General features: G+C 60.4%; 15 protein-coding genes. 7 read left to right on the top strand and 8 right to left on the bottom strand.

Annotated features, from left to right (window positions below; genetic code table 11):
* Positions 1-8: 8 nt before the first annotated feature.
* Positions 9-2216: an acetyl-CoA hydrolase/transferase C-terminal domain-containing protein gene (locus BLW36_RS02795; RefSeq protein ID WP_091384926.1), complete on the top strand. Its 2208-nt coding sequence runs from the start codon at positions 9-11 to the stop codon at positions 2214-2216.
* Between the two features lie 4 nt (positions 2217-2220).
* On the opposite strand, the gene pta is transcribed toward BLW36_RS02795, so the two are convergent.
* From pta to BLW36_RS02775, 4 genes are all read right to left on the bottom strand, one after another.
* The gene (gene pta / locus BLW36_RS02790; RefSeq protein ID WP_091384925.1) at positions 2221-4347 is read right to left on the bottom strand and encodes a phosphate acetyltransferase; all 2127 of its coding nucleotides are present in this window, start codon (positions 4345-4347) and stop codon (positions 2221-2223) included.
* Between the two features lie 5 nt (positions 4348-4352).
* Positions 4353-5561: an acetate kinase gene (locus BLW36_RS02785; RefSeq protein WP_091386894.1), complete on the bottom strand. Its 1209-nt coding sequence runs from the start codon at positions 5559-5561 to the stop codon at positions 4353-4355.
* A 130-nt stretch (positions 5562-5691) separates the two neighbouring features.
* A complete protein-coding gene (aceA, locus tag BLW36_RS02780; RefSeq protein WP_091384922.1) occupies positions 5692-7026 on the bottom strand; it encodes an isocitrate lyase in 1335 nt (444 codons plus the stop codon).
* Positions 7027-7530: 504 nt separating this feature from the next.
* Positions 7531-9129 carry an isocitrate lyase gene (locus BLW36_RS02775; RefSeq protein ID WP_091384921.1) on the bottom strand — a complete coding sequence of 533 codons (1599 nt, stop codon included), beginning with the start codon at positions 9127-9129 and terminating at the stop codon, positions 7531-7533.
* A gap of 116 nt (positions 9130-9245) precedes the next feature.
* Here BLW36_RS02775 and BLW36_RS02770 point away from each other — a divergent pair, with 116 nt between their 5' ends.
* The 6 genes from BLW36_RS02770 (at position 9246) to BLW36_RS02745 (ending at position 17407) form a co-directional block, all read left to right on the top strand.
* Positions 9246-10181: a LysR family transcriptional regulator gene (locus BLW36_RS02770; RefSeq protein WP_091384919.1), complete on the top strand. Its 936-nt coding sequence runs from the start codon at positions 9246-9248 to the stop codon at positions 10179-10181.
* A gap of 111 nt (positions 10182-10292) precedes the next feature.
* Positions 10293-12473 carry a malate synthase G gene (locus BLW36_RS02765; protein WP_091384917.1) on the top strand — a complete coding sequence of 727 codons (2181 nt, stop codon included), beginning with the start codon at positions 10293-10295 and terminating at the stop codon, positions 12471-12473.
* A gap of 208 nt (positions 12474-12681) precedes the next feature.
* On the top strand, positions 12682-13569 hold the full coding sequence (gene fdhD, locus BLW36_RS02760) for a formate dehydrogenase accessory sulfurtransferase FdhD (RefSeq protein ID WP_091384915.1): 888 nt from the start codon (positions 12682-12684) through the stop codon (positions 13567-13569).
* Positions 13566-15887, top strand: coding sequence for an FdhF/YdeP family oxidoreductase (locus tag BLW36_RS02755; RefSeq protein WP_091384913.1), 2322 nt, complete (start codon positions 13566-13568; stop codon positions 15885-15887). Before fdhD ends, BLW36_RS02755 begins: the two co-directional genes overlap by 4 nt.
* 108 nt (positions 15888-15995) lie before the next feature.
* The gene (locus BLW36_RS02750) at positions 15996-16832 is read left to right on the top strand and encodes an arylamine N-acetyltransferase family protein (RefSeq protein WP_091384911.1); all 837 of its coding nucleotides are present in this window, start codon (positions 15996-15998) and stop codon (positions 16830-16832) included.
* Positions 16829-17407 (top strand): flavodoxin family protein, encoded by a 579-nt coding sequence (locus tag BLW36_RS02745; protein WP_091384908.1) that lies wholly within the window; start codon positions 16829-16831, stop codon positions 17405-17407. The genes BLW36_RS02750 and BLW36_RS02745 overlap by 4 nt, the downstream gene beginning before the upstream one ends.
* Here BLW36_RS02745 and BLW36_RS02740 read toward each other — a convergent pair.
* From BLW36_RS02740 to BLW36_RS02725, 4 genes are all read right to left on the bottom strand, one after another.
* Positions 17402-18280, bottom strand: a complete 879-nt coding sequence (locus tag BLW36_RS02740; protein ID WP_211567123.1) for a CheR family methyltransferase — start codon at positions 18278-18280, stop codon at positions 17402-17404. The two genes, BLW36_RS02745 and BLW36_RS02740, sit on opposite strands and share 6 nt — an antisense overlap.
* A 101-nt stretch (positions 18281-18381) precedes the next feature.
* Positions 18382-18663, bottom strand: a complete 282-nt coding sequence (locus BLW36_RS02735; RefSeq protein ID WP_091384905.1) for a hypothetical protein — start codon at positions 18661-18663, stop codon at positions 18382-18384.
* Positions 18664-18748: 85 nt separating this feature from the next.
* Positions 18749-19243: a DUF7931 domain-containing protein gene (locus BLW36_RS02730; protein ID WP_091384903.1), complete on the bottom strand. Its 495-nt coding sequence runs from the start codon at positions 19241-19243 to the stop codon at positions 18749-18751.
* Positions 19236-19658 (bottom strand): GNAT family N-acetyltransferase, encoded by a 423-nt coding sequence (locus BLW36_RS02725; protein ID WP_091384901.1) that lies wholly within the window; start codon positions 19656-19658, stop codon positions 19236-19238. The genes BLW36_RS02730 and BLW36_RS02725 overlap by 8 nt, the downstream gene beginning before the upstream one ends.
* Positions 19659-19660 lie beyond the last annotated feature (2 nt).

Below are 19660 nucleotides of genomic sequence, written 5' to 3'. Positions count from 1 at the left end.
ATACGCACATGAAAGAAACCGGCGCCGACAATCCGCAGCGCTTCGACTGCGCCGAAAAATGCGTCGATGCGGTCCTCGACAGAGTCGGCAAACGCATCGTGCTCGGCTTACCACTGGGCATTGGCAAGGCCAACCACTTTGCCAACGCCCTCTATGCCCGCGCTGCCGCCGACCCATCCATTTCCCTGACGATTTTTACCGCGCTGACGCTGGAGCGCCCGATTGGCAAAGGCGAGATCGGCCGGCGCTTCGTACAGCCGCTGCTGGATCGCTTCTACAACCACTACCAGGATCTCGGCTATACACCGGCGCGGCGCAAAGGCCTGCTGCCTGACAACATCGAGGTGTGCGAATTTTTCATGCAGCCCGGTGCGTATCTGGGCAATGCGATCGCACAGCAGAATTATGTTAGCGCCAATTACACCCATGTGCCGCGCGATCTGCTGGATCGGGGGATCAACGTTCTCGCGCAGATGATCGCGCCAGGTACGTCGGGTAACAGTTACAGTCTCAGCAGCAACCCGGACCTGACGCTGCCGGTAATGCAACTGGCGCGCGAACGTGACGATTACCCGTTTTTCCTGGTCGGCGAGGTGAACCCGCAATTGCCGTATATGGTCGGCGACAGCGAGTTGGCCGCGGATGAGTTCGACTTCCTGCTCGAGGGCGACACCTTTGATACGCCACTGTTTGCCGCGCCGTCTCTGCCGGTTGGGCTGACCGAATACAGCCTTGCCTTTCACATCGCCAGCCTGGTTGTCGACGGCGGCACTTTGCAGGTCGGGATCGGCGCACTGGGGGATGCGATCTGCCACGCGCTGTGCCTGCGCCAAAGCGATAACGATGACTTTCGCCAGATAGTGCAGGATCTCTCCAGCGACGACTCGTTACAGCTGCGGGAAAGGCTGCCGCCGGCCGTTGATACCTTCGAACAGGGGCTCTACGGTGCCAGCGAAATGGTGCCGCCCGGATTCCTGCACTTGCGACGGGCGGGCGTGCTAAAGCGCGAGGTTTACCCGGATGCGGTAGTACAGCGCCTGCTCGACAGTGACGAGATATCCACGACGGTCAATGAGGAAATGTTGCTGGCGCTGAAGAACAGTGGTCGCATTAGCTGCCCCCTGACGCCGGCCGATACGGAGTTTTTGCAAAGGTTTGGAATTGTCGATCCCAGTTATAGCTGGCGCGGCCACAAACTTTTGAATCCGCAGGGCGAAGAGGAGGAGTGCGATCTACACAGCGAGCACGGTCGCCGCCGTCTGCTCGGCAATTGCCTGAATAAAAAGCTGCGCGGCGGGATCTGGCTGCACGGCGGCTTCTATCTGGGCCCCGAAGCCATGTACCGCGAACTGCGAGAATTGCCGGACGATGAGCGGTCTGGCATCAATATGACCGCGATCGACTTTATCAACGAGCTGCAACAGGGGCGGGCGCTGAAGATAGCGCAGCGCCCGCACGCACGCTTTATCAATTCGGCGATGATGGTGACACTGAATGGTGCAGTGGTATCCGATGGGCTGGCCAACAACCAGGTGGTCAGCGGGGTAGGGGGGCAATACAATTTTGTCGCCCAGGCTCATGAGCTACCAGGTGGGCGTTCGATTATTGCTCTGCCCAGCACCCGCATCAGTGACGGAAGCGTCAAGAGCAACATCGTCTGGCAGTATCCGCACACGACTATTCCGCGTCACCTGCGGGATATCATCGTGACCGAATATGGAGTCGCTGACCTGCGTGGCAAATCCGATCGCGATGTGATGGTGGCGCTTTTGTGTATCTGCGATTCCCGCTTTCAGGGGGAACTGTTGGAGAAGGCGAAAAGTGCCGGCAAGGTCGAAAAGGATTTCGCGATTCCGCTGCAGTTTACTGCCAACAGCCCGGAAAGAATCTGCGCGGTCTTCGATGATCCCCAGCGCCTGACCCTGCTGCCGTATTTTCCGTTGGGCACCGACTTTACCGAAGAAGAGGCGCAGCTTGCCATCGCCCTGAAGTCTCTCAACGTCTGTAGCAAGAAATGGTGGAAGATGTTGCCGCTGATGCTGCAGGGGCGGCGGGCGTGGAAAGACCACTCAGAATCCATGCAGTACATTCACCGCTGCCTGGCGCGTATGGAGTTCGAGCGCACCGACACTTACGAACACCGACTGGAAGCCTATGCGGTGGCGGGCGCACTGCAAAAATTCATCGATCAGCGACGGCCGCTGCGCGGCGAATAACCGACTACTGGCTGGCTTGAATGGCCGTCAGCGCAACTGTATAGACGATATCATCCACCAGCGCACCGCGAGACAGGTCATTCACCGGCTTGCGCAGGCCCTGCAGCATCGGCCCGATGCTGACCAGGTCGGCGCTGCGCTGTACCGCCTTGTAAGTGGTGTTGCCGGTGTTCAGGTCGGGAAAAATAAACACGGTGGCGCGCCCGGCCACCGGGCTGTCCGGGGCTTTTTGCCGGGCGACATTTTCCATTACCGCCGCATCGTATTGCAGCGGTCCATCGATCACCAGATCGGGCCGCTGCTCCCGCGCCAGACGGGTTGCCTCGCGCACTTTTTCCACATCCGAGCCGGAGCCTGAAGATCCGGTCGAGTAGCTGATCATCGCGACGCGGGGCTCTATGCCGAAGGATTGCGCCGAGTCTGCGGATTGAATGGCGATCTCCGCCAGTTCCTCCGCATTGGGATCCGGATTGATGGCGCAGTCGCCGTAGACCAGTACCTGTTCCGGCAGCAGCATGAAGAACACCGACGATACCAGTTGCGCGCCGGGAGCCGTCTTGATTAACTGCAGCGCCGGGCGAATCGTGTTAGCCGTGGTATGCACTGCACCGGAAACCAGCCCGTCCACTTCTTCCTGCGCCAGCATCATGGTGCCGAGTACGACATTGTCCTCCAGCTGCTCGCGGGCGACGACCTCAGTCAGCCCCTTGCCCTTGCGCAGGGCCACCATCGGCTCGACATATTTTTCGCGCACACTTTCCGGCTCGACGATCTCCACCTTGTCACCGAGGTGCAGCCCCTGCTGTTCCGCGGCCCGGTGGATCTCCCGCATCTTGCCCAGCAACACCGGCCGCGCGATACCGCGCTCGGCACAGATCAGTGCCGCACGGATAGTGCGGGGCTCTTCGCCTTCGGGCAGTACTATGCGTTTATTGGCCTTGCGCGCCAGTTCCGTCAGGTGGTAGCGGAAGGCCGGGGGCGACAGTCGCTTGGGTCGCGCCGATTCCACACTGAGGGACTCCAGCCACTGGTTGTCCAGGTGACCGGCGATAAAGTCCTGCACACGCTCAATACGTTCCGGATCATCGCTGGGGGTCTTGTTATTGAATGTCTGCAGCTGCATGGCCGTTTGCCAGGTATTGTTGTTGACCAGCAGCACCGGCAGTCCGGTTTCAAGTGCCGGTGCGCACAGCTTGCGCACCAGTGGTTCCAGGTGAAAGCCGCCGGTCAGCAGCAGGCAGCCGATCTTGACGCCATTCATCGCTGCCAGGGACGCCGCCACGATGACATCGGGTCTATCGCCGGAGGTGACCAGCATGGCGCCGGGCGTAAACCGATAGATCATGTTACTCAGTGAGCGTGAGCAGAAGGTGATGCTGTGCAGGCGGCGACTCTCGAGCTCTCCGTAATTCACGATCTCGGCATTGAAATGGTCCGCCAGGTCCCGAGCGCGCGGTGCGAGCAATTCGGCATCCCAGGGAATGCAGCCGACGATACGCAGTGGGCTCTTGCCGTACAGGGACAGGATATCCAGCTCGCTGCGGCGCCGGCGCGGCTTTTCGAAGACACCGGTGATATCCGCTCCCGGTGCATCCGGCAGCTCTGTCGGCGCGCCGACTTTGTTGATGATGCAACCCACAACCCGCTTGGATTCCCTGCCGCCAAATTCGGCGACGGCGTATTCCAGACGCTCCTTGAGCTGTTGCGTCGAGTCCCGGTAGGGCGTGGCCACCAACACTATTTCCGCATCCAGTGTTTTCGCGACCTGATAATTCAGTTGATTGGCGTACTGGTTTTCCGCGCTCGGCAGCAGCCCCTCAACGAGCGCCACATCCGCATCGGCGGCACCGGCGCGAAACCTTGCCAGTATATCCTCGAGCAGTTCTGCGATATGTCCGCCCGAGATCATCGACTCGGTATGCTGATTGCTGAATGAGTCGGGAATATCGATGGAGGAAACCTTGCGCAGAATTTCTGTGGAGCGTTCACTGGCTGCGCCGCTGGCCTCATTGACCGGCTTGAAAAAGCTGACACTGACACCGTTGCGCTCCAGCCCGCGGATAATACCGAGGCTGACAGAGGTAATGCCGACGCGGGCACTGAGGGGAATCAACATCAGGGTTCGCGACATTGCACTTACTCCCCGGGTCTCACCAGTGCCGCGGCATCCCGCGCGATTACCCACTCTTCATTGGTGGGAATCACCAGGGCCACCGCGCTGTCGGCTGCGGTGATACGGCCTTCGGCACCAAAGCGGATACTTTCATTGTGCTTGGCGTCGACGTGGAAACCGAGATGCCGTAACTGGTGCAGCACTTGTTCACGCACAAAAATAGAGTTCTCCCCGATGCCGCCGGTGAATACCACCGCGTCCACGCGCTGCAGCGGCACTGTGTAGGCGGCGATATATTTCGCCAGCCGGTAGCAGAAGATCTCCAGAGCCAGCTTTGCACCCTCATGCCCGTCAGCGGCGGCACTTTCCAGCTCCCGGCAGTCATTACTGAGTTGCGAGATGCCGAGCAGACCGCTCTCACGGTTGAGAAGGCTGCTGATCTTCTCCAGGGAAAAACCCAGAGCATCTCCCAGGTGCAGCAGCAGGCCCGGATCGATGTCACCGCAGCGGGTGCCCATAACGAGTCCTTCCATGGGCGTGAGCCCCATGCTGGTATCCACACTCTGTCCATTCCTGACCGCGGTCACCGATGCGCCGTTGCCCAGGTGCGCGGAAATGATGTTGAGTTCTCGCAGAGGCTTTCGCAGCAGCTCCGCCGCCCGCTCGCAGACAAACCGGTGGCTGCTGCCGTGCATGCCGTAGCGCCGGATGCGCTGGTCGCGGTACAGGGCATAGGGCAGGGCGTAGAGGTACGCGTGCCGCGGTAGCGTCTGGTGGAAGGCGGTATCGAATACCGCCACCTGGGGGATTTCGGGGAAAGCGTTGATGGCGGCGTGAATGCCGAGCAGGCCGGGAGGGTTGTGCAGTGGCGCCAGCGCCGCACACTCGGCGATAGCATCGATGACTTTCTGGTCAATCACTACCGAGTGGGCGAATTGCTCGCCGCCGTGCACGACACGGTGGCCAACGGCGATCAGGTTACCCGCTGCGGGCTGACTCCCCGCCAGCAGGTCGCGCACCAGCAGATCGATGACCACCCCGTGGGCGGCACCGCTGTCCAGCTGCCGGCTGTGTTTCTGCCCCGGCGACTTCCAGGTGAGCAACGGCTCAGGCCCGCCCAGGGCCTCGCCGATACCGCTCAGGTACTGTTCGCCACTGTGGGGATCCAGCAGCGCGAACTTGAGTGAGGAGCTGCCGGAATTCAGCACCAGAACTCGACTGGAATCGGCCATAGGATCCGCCAAATAGTCACTCTCACCCATTAAGGCTAGACGACTCTGGCACGGCTTCCCCTGTTTCCGGCGAGCATAAAAAGGGCCGCAGCTGCGGCCCTGACCTTCAGTGAGAATCTAGAAGTGATATTTACTTGAACTGCTCTTCTTCGGTAGAACCGGTCAGTGCGGTCACGGAAGACTGGCCGCCCTGAATTACATTGGTCATATCATCGAAGTAACCGGTGCCCACTTCCTGCTGGTGTGCGACGAAGGTGTATCCCTTTTCGGCATCGGCGAATTCTTTCTCCTGCAGGCGGACGTAAGCGGACATGTCTTCGCGGGCGTAGTCGTAGGCCAGGTTGAACATGCCGTTCCACATATTGTGGATACCCGCCAGGGTGATGAACTGGAACTTGTACCCCATCGCCGACAGCTCGCGCTGGAACTTGGCGATAGTGGCGTCGTCGAGGTTCTTCTTCCAGTTGAAGGATGGAGAGCAGTTGTAGGACAGCAGCTGATCCGGGTAATCCTTGCGGATGGCTTCGCTAAATTTCTTCGCTTCGTCGAGATCCGGGGTCGCGGTTTCACACCACAGCAGATCGGCGTAGGGCGCGTACGCAAGACCGCGGGCGATCGCCTGATCGATACCGGCTTTAACGCGATAGAAGCCTTCGGCAGTGCGCTCACCGGTCAGGAAGGGCGCGTCGTATTCGTCGTGGTCAGACGTCAACAGGTCGGCCGCGTTGGCGTCGGTACGGGCCAGCACGATGGTTGGCACGCCCTCGACGTCGGTAGCCAGGCGCGCGGCGATCAGCTTCTGCACGGCTTCCTGGGTCGGTACCAGTACCTTGCCGCCCATGTGCCCACATTTCTTGACCGAAGCCAGCTGGTCCTCGAAGTGTGCACCGGCAGCGCCGGCACGGATCATGTTCTTCATCAGTTCGTAGGCATTCAGCACGCCGCCGAAACCGGCCTCGGCGTCTGCCACGATCGGCGCATAGTAGTCGATGTAGCCTTCATCGCCCGGGTTCTTGCCGGCCTTCCACTGAATCTGGTCTGCACGCTCGAAGGCATTGTTGATGCGACGCACAACGGTCGGTACCGAGTCCACTGCGTACAGGGATTGATCCGGGTACATGGTTTCGGAGGTGTTGGCATCGGCCGCAACCTGCCAGCCGGACAGGTAGATGGCCTGTACGCCGGCTTTCACCTGCTGAACGGCCTGGCCACCGGTCAGGGCGCCCATGGCGTTGACAAAGTCTTTGTCCGGGCGGAAGGGCGGGCGACCGCCTTCGTTCACCAGCTGCCACAGTTTCTCTGCGCCGCGCTTGGCGAGGGTGTTTTCGCGCTTGATGGAGCCGCGCAGGCGTACCACGTCCTCAGCGCTGTAGGTGCGCTTTACACCTTTCCAGCGCGAGTTCTCTGCCCAGTCTTTGTCGATGGCCGCGATTTCGGCCTTGCGGTCATAGTTGCCGGTAGTCATCTCTTGCTTTCCCTCGAAATGGTGGCTGCGATTGGGTGTTGAGTATCTGGCGCCAGAACAGCACGAGCGGCTCAATCACTACGGTCTGTGCCGCGCCGTCGTCCGGCGGTGCCTCTGCCCCAGCACATCCGAGGGACAAAGGCCCGGGTTTCCCCCCTGTGCCTCGCCGCTACTGCTCGGTACTGTTCGCCACTGACGAGGTTGAGCAGCGCAAACTCGCGCGAGGAACAGCCAGAATTAAATACCAGAATGCGGCTAGACGCGGCCATAGAGTCCGCCAAATCGACGCCGTCATTCCCTAAGGCTAGTCGAATTTGGCGCGATATCCGCTGTTTCGGGTGGGCTAAATCGACGGGGCAGCACTGCGGCCCAAATGCGCAAACAACCCACGTCTTTCACCCGCCCATAAAAAAGGGGCCACAAAGTGGCCCCAAAAAGTGAGTGGCTGAAATACAGAGGTAGGCAGTATTTCGGTCTACTCGAACTCTTGTTTGCTGGCTGTGCTTAGCCGAACTGGTTCATGGTGTTGTCTTTACCGGCTGCCTTCAGTGCAGCTTCGCCGGCAAAGTATTCTTTGTGGTCGTCACCCATGTCGGATCCGGCCATGTTCTGGTGCTTCACGCAGGCGATACCCTGGCGGATTTCCTTGCGCTGCACGCCTTCCACGTAACCCAGCATGCCTTTGTCGCCGAAGTACTCTTTCGCCAGGTTGTCGGTAGACAGGGCGGCGGTGTGGTAAGTCGGCAGAGTGATCAGGTGGTGGAAGATACCGGCTTCGCGGGCAGCATCCGCCTGGAAGGTGCGGATCTTGTCATCGGCCGCCTTGGACAGCTCGGAATCGTCGTATTCCGCACTCATCAGGTTATCGCGGTTGTAAGCGGACACGTCTTTGCCTTCTTCCTGCCAGGCATCGAATACCTGCTGGCGGAAGTTCAGGGTCCAGTTGAAGGACGGGCTGTTGTTGTACACCAGCTTCGCGTTCGGAACCTGCCTGCGGATCTCGTCCATCATGGCACCGATCTGGCCGACATGGGGCTTCTCGGTTTCGATCCAGATCAGGTCGGCGCCGTTCTGCAGGGAGGTTACGCTGTCGAGTACACAGCGGGCTTCGCCGGTACCTTTGCGGAACTGGAACAGGTTGGAAGGCAGGCGCTTCGGACGCAGCAGCTTGCCGTCACGGTTGATGATCACATCGCCGTTGGCCAGGTCACCCGGAGCGACTTCTTCGCAATCCAGGAAGGAGTTGTACTGGTCACCCAGGTCGCCCGGCTCTTTGGTTACGGCGATCTGCTTGGTCAGGCCGGCGCCAAGGGAATCGGTACGGGCAACGATCACGCCGTTATCTACACCCAGCTCGAGGAACGCGTAGCGTACCGCACGGATCTTGGCCAGGAAGTCTTCGTGGGGAACGGTCACTTTGCCGTCCTGGTGGCCACACTGCTTCTCATCGGAAACCTGGTTTTCGATCTGGATACAGCAGGCACCGGCTTCGATCATCTTCTTGGCCAGCAGGTATGTCGCTTCCGCGTTACCGAAACCGGCATCGATGTCGGCAATGATCGGCACGACGTGGGTGACGTGATTGTCGATCTTGTCGATGATCGCTTTCTCGGCGTCTTTGTCGCCGGCTTCACGGGCCGCGTCCAGCTCGCGGAACAGGCCGCCCAGCTCACGGGCGTCAGCCTGGCGCAGGAAGGTATACAGCTCTTCGATCAGGGCAGCGACTGAAGTCTTTTCATGCATGGACTGGTCGGGCAGGGGGCCAAATTCACTGCGCAAGGCAGCAACCATCCAGCCGGACAGGTACAGGTAACGGCGGTCGGTGTTGCCTTCAAAATGCTTCTTGATGGAGATCATCTTCTGCTGGCCGATAAAGCCGTGCCAGCAACCCAGTGACTGGGTGTACTTGGTGCAGTCCTTGTCGTACGCCTCCATGTCCTTACGCATGATGTTGGCGGTGTATTTGGCGATTTCGATGCCGTTCTGGAATTTGTTCTGCAGGCGCATACGTGCCACAGATTCCGGGCTAATGGAATCCCAGGAGCCGCCATTGGCTTTGCAGAGCTTGGCTGCCGTTTCGATTTCTTGCGAGTAAGTGGACATGGCTGTATTTCCTCGAAAAGAGATGACTGCGAAATGTTGTTGCATATGCTAGGGGCCTTGGCATAATTTGCCTAATTTATTGATTTTATTTTCGCTATCAGCCTGACGAATATCGCATGAACCTTGAAAGAGCCGATCTGAACCTGCTTGTTTACCTCGATGTACTGCTGCGCGAGCGCAATGTGACCCGTGCCGCCAACTATCTGGGGTTGTCCCAGCCCGCGATGAGCAACGGCCTAAAGCGCCTGCGGGAACTGTTCGGTGACCCCCTGCTGGTGCGCACCCGCGACGGCATGATGCCGACCGAGCGCGCTCTCGAGCTGCAGCCGATGGTCCGGGAAGCGCTGGCCACCATCGACCGGGTGATACAGCCCAACCGGGATTTCGAGCCGGTCGACGCGCGGCGCACCTTTCGCATCATGGCCAGTGACTACGCGGAATCCACCCTGATTCCATCACTGCTGATTCAGCTGCGGGAGACGGCGCCGGGCATCAGCCTGGACATCATGACCCCCAGTGACGTCAGCTTCGTGGACGTGGAGCAGGGCAAGGTGGACATGGTCATCAACCGCTTCGACAGCATGCCGCAGAGCTTTCATCAGGCCACGGTCTGGCGCGACTCCTTCTCCTGTGTGATGCGCGCCGATAACCCGATTCTCGACGACTACAATCTGCAGAGCTATCTGGCGGCCCAGCATATCTGGGTCAGTAAAACCGGCATGGGCGTCGGCGTCGGCGTGAACCCCGAGGATGTGCAGCGGCTCGGCTGGGTGGACGAGGCCATCGGTCGCCACGGCGAAAAGCGGGAGATTTCCGTGTTCACCCGCCACTACCAGGTGGCGATGTTGCTGGCGGAGCAGAGTGACCTCATTGTCACGGTGCCGACGCGACTGGCGCAGCTGGCGAGCGACAACCCCCGTGTCGTACGGCGCGACCCGCCGCTGGAGATTCCGCCGCTGGAGTTGAAAATGGCCTGGAGCCCGCTGCTACAGCAGAGTGCTCCGCACCGCTGGCTGCGCCGTCTGATTCTGGATATCGGCAGGTCCCTCTAAACCGAGGAAATTCAGTCTGTGAATAGCGGAAATTGCGCCTATAAATTAGCGGTATGACTGAGCGGCTGTTTAGAATGCCGCAAATCAAACAATCAGCGAGAGGCCCAGGATATGACGGAACGAGTCCAAATCGGCGAACTGCAGATCGCGTCCGAGCTGCACAAAATGGTCACCGAAGAAGTGATTCCCGGTACCGGTGTCAGCGCCGACGTGTTCTGGGCCGAGTTCGAGAAGATCGTCCGCGACCTGGCGCCGCTGAACCGCACCCTGCTGGAAAAGCGCGATCGTATTCAGGAACAAATCGACAGCTGGTACCGCGATAATCCCGGCGCGTTCCGCGATCTGGACCGTTACAAGGCGTTTCTGCGCGAGATCGGCTATCTCGTCGATGAGCCGGAGGATTTCACCGCGACGACCGAAAACGTCGACCCGGAGATTGCCACCATGGCCGGCCCGCAACTGGTCGTGCCGGTCATGAATGCCCGCTATGCGCTCAACGCGGCCAACGCCCGCTGGGGCAGTCTCTACGACGCGCTGTACGGCACAGACGTGATCAGTGAAGACGGCGGGGCCGAAAAGGGCGATCAGTACAATCCGGCCCGCGGCGCCAAGGTTATCCAGTACGCGCGGGATTTTCTCGATCAGTCCGCGCCGCTGACCTGTGGCAGTCACAAGGATGCGGTCGAGTACCGGATCAATGGTTCGCTGCTGGAAGTCGTGCTTGCCAGTGGTGACATCGCCACATTGCAGAAGTCCAAGCAGTTCGCCGGCTACCGCGGCGACAGCGAATCCCCCAGCGCCATACTGCTGAAGCAGCACGGCCTGCGCTTCGAAATTCAGATCGATCCCGCCAGCCCGATCGGCAAGACCGATGCCGCCGGGATCAAAGATATCCTGGTGGAATCTGCCTTGACCACCATCATGGACTGTGAGGATTCCGTCGCCGCGGTGGACGCGGAAGACAAGGTGGTTGTGTACCGCAACTGGCTGGGCCTGATGAAAGGCGACCTGAAGGAATCGATCAGCAAGGGCGGCAAAACCTTTGAGCGCAAGCTGAACGCCGACCGCGAATACACCACACCGAATGGCAACTCGCTGACGCTGCCGGGCCGCAGCCTGATGTTCGTGCGCAATGTCGGGCACCTGATGACCAACGACGCGGTGCTGGACAAAGACGGCAACGAGGTGCCCGAGGGCATCCTCGACGGCATGATCACCAGCCTGATTGCGCTGCACGACCTGCGCGGCGACGGCCCGATCAAGAATTCCCGCACCGGCAGCATCTATATCGTGAAGCCGAAAATGCACGGCCCGGAAGAGGTGGCTTTTGCCAACACGCTGTTCGATCACATCGAGGACGCTCTCGGTCTCGAGCGCAATACCGTGAAGATGGGCATCATGGACGAAGAGCGGCGCACCACCGTCAACCTGAAGGCCTGTATCGCCGCGGCGAAAGAGCGCGTGGTATTTATCAATACCGGCTTCCTCGACCGCACCGGTGACGAGATACATACCTCGATGCTTGCCGGCCCGATGATTCGCAAGGGCGACATGAAACAGTCGAAGTGGATTTCCGCCTACGAGGACTGGAATGTCGACGTGGGTCTGGCCACCGGCCTCAAGGGCAGGGCACAGATTGGCAAAGGCATGTGGCCGATTCCGGACCAGATGGAGGCGATGATGCACGCCAAGCTGTCGCATCCGATGGCCGGCGCCAACACCGCCTGGGTACCGTCGCCCACCGCTGCAACGCTGCACGCGCTGCACTACCACAAGGTGGATGTGGCCAAGCGCCAGGAAGAGCTCGCCAGTCGTCCGCATGCCAGTCTCGACGATATCCTGACCGTTCCGGTTGCCGAAGAAGCCAACTGGAGCGCCGAGGAAATTCAGCGCGAGCTCGATAACAATGCCCAGGGTATCCTCGGCTACGTGGTGCGCTGGGTAGAGCAGGGCGTCGGCTGCTCCAAGGTGCCCGACATCAATGATGTCGGTCTGATGGAAGACCGCGCAACGCTGCGCATCTCCTCGCAGCACATTGCCAACTGGCTGAAGCAGGGCGTGGTAACCAAGGCGCAAGTCGAGGAAACCATGCAGCGCATGGCCGCAGTGGTCGACCGCCAGAATGCCGGCGATCCGAATTACCGGGACATGGCGCCCGACTTCGACAGCAGCATTGCCTTCCAGGCTGCCAGCGAACTGGTCTTCGAAGGCTGTGCGCAGCCAAACGGTTACACCGAGCCGGTTCTGCACCGCCGCCGTCGTGAGTTCAAGGCCAGCTGTAAAGCCGGCTGAGATCAGTAGCTTCCCTTCCTAGAACCCCGCCCCGTGCGGGGTTTTTCTTGTCTCGCCGGCGATGCGCCGTGCCCGTGATGTCTTTCTCTCCATCCACTCTCACAACGCCGTGAGTTAAATGGCGCCTGATTGATCCCCGCCCGCAACCGCCCCGGTATATTCTTGGCCCTGCAAACACTTTCCCAGCAGCCGCAACAAGGATGCGACTATGTCCGCTGTGCCTTCGCCATCGCTAGCCGCCCGCACCGCAGAGCCCGAGAGCCCGGAAACGGCTGCTCCGGCGCCGCTGCAATATTTGCACTGGACAGACCGGGGTGCTGGTGACTTGTCGATACCGGCGGATCAGCAGCTAGCCGAAGAAACGGCGGTGGCCATCAGTTACAACGGCGTCAACCACGCCGTGATGATGGCGACCCCGGAGGATCTCGAGGACTATGCGCTCGGATTCAGTGTCGGCAACGGCGTCGTCAGCGATCCGAAGCACATTCTGGATGTCGAGGTGCACCGCGACGGCGACACCGTCTGCCTGGACATCCGCCTCAACCAGCGCGCCTATCACGCACTGAAGCGCGCGAGGAGGGCGCTCGCCGGCAACAGCGGCTGTGGACTCTGTGGTGTCGAGGCAATTTCCCAGGCACTGGCGCCGCTGCGGCAGCATCGCGCCGCAACAGGTCACGGGGCACTTCCGGATCCCGCGCATCTGCACAGCCTGCGCGAACGTATCCGGCGCGCACAGCGCCACCTGCAGCGCAGCGGTGCCATGCACGCGGCTATCTATGTAGACGTGAATGGTAAGACCCTGTGGTGCCGGGAGGACATCGGTCGCCACAACGCCATGGACAAACTGCTGGGTGCTTGCCTGCAGCGCGGAGTCCAGTTGCAGCATGGCTTTGTGGCCATCACCAGCCGTTGCAGCCTGGAGCTGGTGCAGAAGGCGGTGCGGGCCGGTGTCGGTACGCTGGTCAGCCTCTCTGCGCCCACCGACATGTGCGTGCGCTGGGCACGGGAAAATCACCTCAACCTGTTGCACCAGCCCGCTCAGGCACCCGCGCGCCTGTACTCCCCCCGGGCGATTCGCGTAATGGAGCCCGTATGAAACCACCCGCCGACCGATTCCGCTTCCATCCGTACCAGCGCCCCGCGGCCGGCTGGGGGGCGCTGCGCAGCGTTGCGCACGCCTGGCGCGACAGCAAGCAGCCGTTCAAGAACCTGCGCGCAATGCTGCAGACGAATCAGCACGGGGGCTTTGACTGCCCGAGCTGCGCCTGGGGCGAGGCGCCGGGAGAAGGGCGCATCCGCTTCTGCGAGAACGGTGCCAAGGCGGTCAACTGGGAAGCGACCGGCCGCGCTGTGGATGCCGCCTTCTTTCGCCAAAACAGCATAAAGCAGTTGCTAAAGCATGACGATTACTGGCTCGAGTACCAGGGGCGGTTGACCGAGCCAATGTATTTTGACGGCAGTGGGGATCACTATCGACCCATCGGCTGGGATGAAGCCTTCGGCATTATTGCCGGGCACCTGAACGGACTTGCGTCACCACACCAAGCAGCTTTCTACACATCCGGGCGCGCCAGCAACGAGGCGGCCTTTCTCTACCAGTTGTTCGCGCGCCTGTACGGCACAAACAATCTGCCGGACTGCTCGAACATGTGCCATGAGGCGAGCGGTGTCGCGTTGCAGCAGAGTATCGGCACCGGCAAGGGCACCGTCACCTATGAAGACTTCGCCCATGCCGACGCCATCTTCGTGATCGGGCAGAACCCGGGCACCAATCACCCGCGTATGCTGGAACCCCTGCGCGAAGCGGTGGAGCGCGGCGCCCAGGTGGTGGTACTGAACCCACTGCGCGAAAGGGGTCTGGAGCGCTTCCAGTCTCCCCAGGATCCCCTGCAGATGCTGACGGACGGAGATTCTGCGATGAACACCGCCTTCTTCCGCCCGGCGCTCGGTGGCGACATGGCGGCAATCCGCGGCATCGCGAAATTTCTGTTTCAGTGGCAACGCGAAGCTGAGAGTGAAGGCGCAGCAGGACCGCTCGATCTGGCGTTCATCGCCGACCACAGCGCCGGATTCGAGGAGTATCGCGCGGCCGTGGATGCAACCAGCTGGGGGCACATCCTCGCGCAGAGCGGCCTGCAACGGCACGAGCTGGAGCGCGCGGCGCATATCTTCAGCCGCAGTGACCGGGTTATTTTCTGCTGGGCCATGGGCATCACCCAGCACCGGCACTCGGTGCCGACCATTCAGGAATTCGCCAACCTGCAACTGCTGCGGGGGCAGATCGGCAGGCCCGGCGCCGGTCTGTGTCCGGTGCGCGGTCACAGTAACGTGCAGGGCGACCGCACCATGGGCATCGCCGACCGGCCGCCGCCCGCATTGCTGGATGCCCTCGAGCAACGCTTCGGCTTCAGCTGCCCGCGGGAAGACGGCGTCAACGTGGTGCAGACCATCGAGGCGATGGAGCAGGGCAAAATTAAAGTGTTTGTCGGGCTGGGTGGCAACTTCGCGCAGGCCACGCCGGATAGCCCCCGTACCCACAGGGGCCTGCAATCCTGTCAGTTGACGGTACAGATCAGCACCAAGCTCAATCGCAGCCACCTGGTCACTGGATCGAAGGCACTGATTCTACCTTGCCTCGGGCGGACCGATATCGACCGGCAGGCGACGGGACCACAGGCAGTTACGGTGGAGGACTCCTTCAGCATGGTGCACGCGTCGTTCGGTCAGCTGCAGCCGCTCTCGTCACAGATGCGCTCGGAGCCGGCCATTATCGCGGGAATCGCGGCGGCAACACTCGGTAGCGACACCGTCGATTGGCTGTCACTGATAGAGGATTACGGCAAAATTCGCGATCTGATCGCCGATGTGATTCCCGGCTTTGGCGATTTCAATCGCAAGCTCGAGCAACCGGGCGGCTTCTACCTGCAGAATCCGGCCGCACAGCGGCGCTGGAACACGGATGTGGGAAAGGCAAAATTCATCAGCCATCGGCTGCCCGATTCGCTGCTCAATGAAGGCGTCCGCCACAGGGCGCGCAAGCCGGACCTGGTACTGCAGACGCTGCGCTCCCACGATCAGTTCAACACCACGGTTTACAGCCTGAACGACCGTTATCGGGGCGTACGGGGGGAACGGCACGTGTTGTTTGCGAACCTCGAGGACATACACCGGCTGGGATTCGAGGATCGCCAGAAAGTCGATGTCGTGTCGCTGTGGGACGATGAAATCGAGCGTCGGGTGCAGGGTTTTACCCTCATTGCGTTCGATATTCCCGAGGGGCAGGCCGCGGCCTACTACCCGGAGGCGAACCCATTGGTGCCGCTGGAGAGTTACGGCATAGGCAGTTTTACACCCACCTCGAAATTTATTGCCGTGCGACTGGAACAGAGTACGGCGCCTGAGAGGATTGTCTGACGGGTTTCTCAGTCGCGGCAAAATTCTGCACGAACACCGTTGACCTTAACCTTGGTTGAGGTCTTAAGCTGCACGCCTCAATCATTGGCACAGAGGAAGCAGCCAACTATGAACACGGTGACAATTGATCTCGATGCCTATCTGCAGCGCGTTGGCTACAGCGGAACGCCGGCTGCGGATCTGCACACCGTAAAGACTATCATCAAACTGCACACCCGGTTTATCCCGTTCGAAAACCTCAACCCATTTCTCGGCTGGCCGGTGGATATCGACCTGGCATCGGTGGAACGCAAACTGGTACGCGAAGGGCGCGGCGGCTATTGCTATGAGCAGAACGCACTGTTTCGCGCTGTTCTGCAGGCTATAGGCATACCAGTCACAGGTCTGGCTGCGCGGGTGCTGTGGCAGATGCCTGCGGGCCACCAGCCTGCACAGTCGCACATGATGCTCTGTGCGGAAATCGACGGCACCGTCTATTTGGTTGATGTCGGATTCGGGGGGCAGACACCTACGGCGCCCTTGCGCCTCGAGGACTCAGCGGCGCAGTCGACAGCGCACGGCGTGTATCGCATACGGAACAACGAGGGCGACTACCTCCTCGAGACAAAAATCTCCACTAACTGGTTGCCCGTGTATTCGTTCAATATGAAAAAGCAGTCTGCCGGTGACTACAAGGTATTTAACTGGTATTGCTCCACGCATCCGGAATCGCGTTTTGTCAACGAGCTGGTAGCGGCCCGCGCCTTTTCCGGTGGACGCCACACACTGCTCGGCCGCGAACTTACCTACTATCCTCTCACGGGACCGAAAACCGTGGTGCGGCTGGCAAGCCCTCAGGACCTGTGTCGTACACTCACCGACGTGTTCGATATCCAGATACCCACCGGGCCAGATGTGGACCTCGCCATCGCCAGGCTGTTTCCTGTCGCGGAGAGTCGCGTATGACGAAGTTTGCCGTTGTTTACTACTCGGCTACCGGCACCACCGAGATTCTTGCCCGGGCGGTTGCGGCCGGCATTCACACGAACGTTGGCGCCGAAGCCGCGTTATTAAAGATTGAGGGCGAGGATGTTAGAGAGGGACGCTACGAGAACCCGGAACTACTGCAGCAGTTGGATTCATGTCACGGCATCGTCTTCGGCTCGCCGACTTTTATGGGCTCCGTCGCCGCACAATTCAAGGCATTTATGGACGCTACCAGCGAGCGCTGGGGCAGGCGTGCCTGGACCGGTAAACTGGCCGCGGGATTTACTATTGGTGGCAGCCCGAGCGGCGATCAGCTGAATACGCTGCAGACACTACAGGTGTTTGCCAGTCAGCACGGCATGTTGTGGTCCGGTATCGATCTCCCGGCAGGATGGGATTCTAGCGGCCGCAACCGTCTCGGCTCCCAGTCCGGCCTGACTGCAGTACGGTGCGACTCGAATGGTGTACACCAGCTGGATCGCCTCACCGCGATGTATCTCGGCGAGAGGATCGCCGGCCTGCGCCGCTCCATCCTCACGGAAGGGGACTTATAAGCGGTAGATCCGCAGGTGGTCATTCCATGTATGGAAGGCTGTGGTGCCTTCGGGCAGGTGCTCGTGGCTGCCCAGTATCAGGGCGCCTCCCGGATACATCACCGTCCCTATATGGTCGAGAGTGGTGCGTTGTAGTTTCGCATCGAAATAGGTAAATGCCAGATTGCGGCAGAGCACCAGGTCGAAAGGCCCTTTGGGCACGCCTTTCCGCAGATCCTCGGTCCTGAACTCGACATCGCGGCGAAATCGCTGTTTGAGGCAATAGCGCCCGGCATTGAAGGTGAAGGCAGTATCCAGCCACTCGGCGGGTAGATCCTTGAGGCTGCCGCGGGGATAACAGGCCTCTTGGCCCCGGCGGCACTGGTTTGCATCGGCATCGGAGGCGATGATGTGCAGGTGCAGATCTGGAAACGAAGCTTGCAGCTGTAATTGCCAGATAATGGCCAGCGTATAGGGCTCTTCCCCGGCGCCAGCGCCAGCGCTCCAGACGTGTAGGCGCTCGGCTCCTCTAGCCCGCGCCCGTTGTGCCAGCGCTGGCAACACCGCTTCCGTTAAGTAGTGGAACACTTCCTTGTCGCGGTAAAAGCGTGAGATGGTTATCCGGGCCATCGCATCCAGGGTGTGCCATTCCTCCGGGTGCTGAGTCAGATAACGGCGATAGGCCGGCACGTCTTCGAGTCCAAGCTGTTTAATGCGCCGTTGAAGACGCTTGCAGACCTGGCCCCGGACCTTGCGAAAACCCGGCCAGCGCATATGCAGATGGGGCAGGGCCCATTGCAGAAACGCTACGCAGAGTTCGCCGCGCATGATTCCATGCCCGGCTGTGGCGCCGGGCCGCTCGATATGCAAGCTAACTTTTTGGTCTTGCTTCACCTTCTGGTGCTATCCCGTGGATAAAGTTTGTTGCCAACCAGTGCCGGCACGCCCGCGCTTGATCTCGGCCTGATCAACCCCGCTCTGGACCGGTATCCACGTCAGTGCCTTTCTGTGATCTCGATCAGTGGCGGGGCGATCCAGGTGCCTCGGCATTTGGGGCATTTGCCCGGTTTTGTCATGTGGCTGCGGCTGAAGTCGAATCCGCAGTGTTTGCACTTGGCCGGTGTAATCTCGAGATCATAGGGACTGTGGCGCAAGGATTTTTGCAGGTGTTGAAGATCATTCACCATGTCTTTGATGGGTTCTTCCATCAATGCCGACAGGTCATGCACGGACTGGGGATGATTAAGCAGAATATCGATGAGATCTTTACGGTACATGGCGCGGTTGCCGCTCCGCAGCCTGTTAACTCGGCTGTGGAAATAAGCTTAGCAGAAGATGCCCACGAAAATTAAAGCGCAGTAATCATAGCGACAGGCGCCGCAAGTTAGGGTCGGTCGCCGCCAACGGCCAATCCTGCTCGAACAGGTCCAGCAGCTGGCGCGCTCGGACTGGATTTGCACTGTAGAAGACCCCGAGCCACTGATCGCGGTCCTCGCACTGCAGTACCTGCTGGCCGTCGGCGATAACGAATTCCCAGTCGGGCGTATCGACGGTCGCCTCAACTTTGCGGATGTCGATACGTGTGCTGAGCCGCTGTGCCAACTCGTGGATGCGATGAAAACGCCCGATGATCGATGTGGTGTCGCGGACCAGAATTCGCACACGGGCAAAGTGGCTGCCGCGGGCAAATGCGGAAAGCGCCTCGGCAACGGCCTTCTCGTGGTAGAGGCCGCGCGCCAGCTGCTCCGAGAAAATGCAGACCTCCCGCCGCGCGCCGCTCAACAGTTCCACAAGTGCCGTGCGGAAGCCGGCCAGGTCTTCCAGTGACCGGTATTCCGCGCTGGTTTGCTCAGTCAAAATGACGCACCATTTTGATATGCGGAATGTCCGCCTCGATGAATTCATCGCCCTCGGCGACAAAGCCCGCCTTGCGGTAAAAATCTTCGGCGTGGCGCTGCGCGTGCAGGTAGACACTCTGCAGGCCGGCTTGGCGCGCATACGCGCAGATGGATTCGAGTAGCCGCAGGCCAATGCCGCTGCCGCGGGCGGACTGCAGCACCGCCATGCGGCCGATCTTCCCTGAGCCGGTAATGCGGCCGGTGCCGACGGGAGAATCACCTTCAAGCACGAGAAAATGCTGTGCTGACTCCTCCTGGTCATCCCATTCGATCGCGGGGTCGACCTTTTGCTCGCGTATGAATACTGCTTCCCTGACGGCGCGAATCGCCGCGCGATCCGTGTTCCAGTCGGCTGGGCGAATGGTTGTCGCCATAT

The organism is Microbulbifer marinus (genome assembly GCF_900107725.1).
In the GTDB taxonomy this organism is placed as follows: Bacteria; Pseudomonadota; Gammaproteobacteria; order Pseudomonadales; family Cellvibrionaceae; genus Microbulbifer; species Microbulbifer marinus.
Note: the sequence above shows the minus strand (reverse complement) of the source record. Positions and strands in the feature narration are given on the sequence as shown.

Excerpts from the sequence above, each read along its gene's own strand:
- BLW36_RS02795 (WP_091384926.1), top strand. The coding sequence starts at position 9 with ATGAAAGAAACCGGCGCCGACAATCCGCAGCGCTTCGACTGCGCCGAA.
- pta (WP_091384925.1), bottom strand. The coding sequence starts at position 4,347 with ATGTCGCGAACCCTGATGTTGATTCCCCTCAGTGCCCGCGTCGGCATT.
- BLW36_RS02785 (WP_091386894.1), bottom strand. The coding sequence starts at position 5,561 with ATGGCCGATTCCAGTCGAGTTCTGGTGCTGAATTCCGGCAGCTCCTCA.
- aceA (WP_091384922.1), bottom strand. The coding sequence starts at position 7,026 with ATGACTACCGGCAACTATGACCGCAAGGCCGAAATCGCGGCCATCGAC.
- BLW36_RS02775 (WP_091384921.1), bottom strand. The coding sequence starts at position 9,129 with ATGTCCACTTACTCGCAAGAAATCGAAACGGCAGCCAAGCTCTGCAAA.
- BLW36_RS02770 (WP_091384919.1), top strand. The coding sequence starts at position 9,246 with ATGAACCTTGAAAGAGCCGATCTGAACCTGCTTGTTTACCTCGATGTA.
- BLW36_RS02765 (WP_091384917.1), top strand. The coding sequence starts at position 10,293 with ATGACGGAACGAGTCCAAATCGGCGAACTGCAGATCGCGTCCGAGCTG.
- fdhD (WP_091384915.1), top strand. The coding sequence starts at position 12,682 with ATGTCCGCTGTGCCTTCGCCATCGCTAGCCGCCCGCACCGCAGAGCCC.
- BLW36_RS02755 (WP_091384913.1), top strand. The coding sequence starts at position 13,566 with ATGAAACCACCCGCCGACCGATTCCGCTTCCATCCGTACCAGCGCCCC.
- BLW36_RS02750 (WP_091384911.1), top strand. The coding sequence starts at position 15,996 with ATGAACACGGTGACAATTGATCTCGATGCCTATCTGCAGCGCGTTGGC.
- BLW36_RS02745 (WP_091384908.1), top strand. The coding sequence starts at position 16,829 with ATGACGAAGTTTGCCGTTGTTTACTACTCGGCTACCGGCACCACCGAG.
- BLW36_RS02735 (WP_091384905.1), bottom strand. The coding sequence starts at position 18,663 with ATGTACCGTAAAGATCTCATCGATATTCTGCTTAATCATCCCCAGTCC.
- BLW36_RS02725 (WP_091384901.1), bottom strand. The coding sequence starts at position 19,658 with ATGGCGACAACCATTCGCCCAGCCGACTGGAACACGGATCGCGCGGCG.